The organism is Chrysosporum bergii ANA360D, from assembly GCF_029891735.1.
GTDB classification, from domain to species: domain Bacteria; phylum Cyanobacteriota; class Cyanobacteriia; order Cyanobacteriales; family Nostocaceae; genus Umezakia; species Umezakia bergii.
The window spans coordinates 1-2,664 of sequence record NZ_JANQDH010000104.1; the positions used below are offsets into that span (position 1 = coordinate 1).

The 2,664-nt window shown below is 52.4% G+C and carries 1 rRNA gene; it reads right to left on the reverse strand.

Annotated features, from left to right (window positions below):
• Positions 1-2,549, reverse strand: a 23S ribosomal RNA gene (locus NWP17_RS15020); the annotation flags it as partial.
• Positions 2,550-2,664: the final 115 nt, after the last annotated feature.

Below are 2,664 nucleotides of genomic sequence, written 5' to 3' on the forward strand. Positions count from 1 at the left end.
CGCCTGCACCGGATATGGACCGAACTGTCTCACGACGTTCTGAACCCAGCTCACGTACCGCTTTAATGGGCGAACAGCCCAACCCTTGGGACGTACTTCCGCCCCAGGTTGCGATGAGCCGACATCGAGGTGCCAAACCTCCCCGTCGATGTGGACTCTTGGGGGAGATCAGCCTGTTATCCCTAGAGTAACTTTTATCCGTTGAGCGACGGCCCTTCCATTCAGTGCCGTCGGATCACTAAGGCCGACTTTCGTCCCTGCTCGAGTTGTCTCTCTTGCAGTCAAGCTCTCTTTTTGCCTTTACACTCGTCGCACGGTTTCCAAGCGTGCTGAGAGAACCTTTGCGCGCCTCCGTTACCTTTTAGGAGGCGACCGCCCCAGTCAAACTGCCCACCTGACACTGTCCCCACACCCGCTCAGGGTGTTGGGTTAGAATTCTAGCTTCGCCAGAGTGGTATCTCACCGTTAGCTCCATCTGCCCCGCAAGGCATACTTCTACGCTTCCCACCTATCCTGCGCAAGCCAAGCCCGAACACAATTCCAGGCTACAGTAAAGCTTCATAGGGTCTTTCTGTCCAGGTGCAGGCAGTCCGTATCTTCACAGACATTCCTATTTCGCCGAGTCTCTCTCTGAGACACCATCCAGATCGTTACGCCTTTCGTGCGGGTCGGAACTTACCCGACAAGGAATTTCGCTACCTTAGGACCGTTATAGTTACGGCCGCCGTTCACCGGGGCTTCGGTCGTCAGCTTCGCTTTCGCTAACCCACTTCCTTAACCTTCCGGCACTGGGCAGGCGTCAGCCCCCATACGTCCTCTTTCGAGTTGGCGGAGACCTGTGTTTTTGGTAAACAGTCGCCTGGATCTCTTCACTGCGACCCACCACTTGTGTGGGCACCCCTTCTTCCGAAGTTACGGGGCAATTTTGCCGAGTTCCTTAGAGAGAGTTATCTCGCGCCCCTTGGTATTCTCAACCTCCCTACCTGTGTCGGTTTCGGGTACGGGTAACATGCTTTCATCACATATGCAGCTTTTCTTGGCACTATCCTTCACCATCCGACGGTCGTAACCGTCTCCCAAACCAATCAGGGTATGGCTATCTTTTATGCGTCCCTGCATCTGCTCCCACATCTTAGTTAGGGATTATTTACCCTATCTCCATCGACTACGCCTTTCGACCTCGCCTTAGGTCCCGACTAACCCTCCGTGGACGAACCTGCCGGAGGAACCCTTAGGGTTTCGGGGCATTGGATTCTCACCAATGTTTGCGCTACTCAAGCCGACATTCTCACTTCCGTCTCGTCCACAGCTGCTTGCCGCTACTGCTTCTTCCTACCACGGAACGCTCCCCTACCGATTATTTCTAATCCCACAGCTTCGGTACATCACTTAGCCCCGTTCATTTTCGGCGCAGGAGCGCTTGACTAGTGAGCTATTACGCACTCTTTCAAGGGTGGCTGCTTCTAGGCAAACCTCCTAGTTGTCTATGCACTCCCACCTCCTTTCTCACTTAGTGATGATTTGGGGACCTTAGCTGGTGGTCTGGGCTGTTTCCCTCTTGACAATGAAGCTTATCCCCCACTGTCTCACTGGCAATGTGTTCTCTGGGTATTCTGAGTTTGCCTCGATTTGGTACCGGTCTCCCAGCCCGCACCGAAACAGTGCTTTACCCCCCAGGTATATTCATTACCGCTGCGCCTCAACACATTTCGGGGAGAACCAGCTAGCTCCTGGTTCGATTGGCATTTCACCCCTAACCACAACTCATCCGCTGATTTTTCAACATCAGTCGGTTCGGACCTCCACTTGGTGTTACCCAAGCTTCATCCTGGCCATGGTTAGATCACCAGGGTTCGGGTCTATAAACACTGATTTCTCGCCCTCTTCAGACTCGGTTTCCCTTTGGCTCCAGCATTTCCGCTTTAACCTACCAGTGCCTATAAGTCGCCGGCTCATTCTTCAACAGGCACGCGGTCATCCGTTGAATCGGACTCCCACTGCTTGTAAGCTGACGGTTTCATGTTCTTTTTCACTCCCCTTCCGGGGTTCTTTTCACCTTTCCCTCGCGGTACTGGTTCACTATCGGTCACACAGTAGTATTTAGCCTTACGAGATGGTCCTCGCTGATTCACATGGGATTTCCCGTGCCCCATGCTACTCGGGATTCAGCTCCTATCCTTTAGTTTTCGACTACGGGACTTTCACCCCCTCTGGTGCAGTATTTCGCTGCTTCGTCTAACCTCTAGATTCGTTCTCGCTGTCCCACTACCCCACAGGATATATCCTCTGGTTTAGGCTCTTCCCCTTTCGCTCACCACTACTCGGGGAATCTCTTTTGATTTCTTTTCCTCCAGCTACTAAGATGTTTCAATTCGCTGGGTTAGCTCTTTCCTGCCTATATATTCAGCAGGTAGTTTTTAGGGTTGCCCCATTCGGAAATCTCCGGCTCTATGTTTGCTTCCAACTCCCCGGAGCATATCGTCGGTAACCACGTCCTTCTTCGCCTCTGTGTGCCTAGGTATCCACCGTCAGCCCTTATTAGCTTGACCACTATCTTTTGGCTTTTTCCATGCAGTCTTACGACTGCCTGCTTTTTCTTTCGCGTTACTATGCAGTTTTCAAGGTTCTGGCTGGTTTCTTATCCAGCAGTCTGGCTTTTTGCCC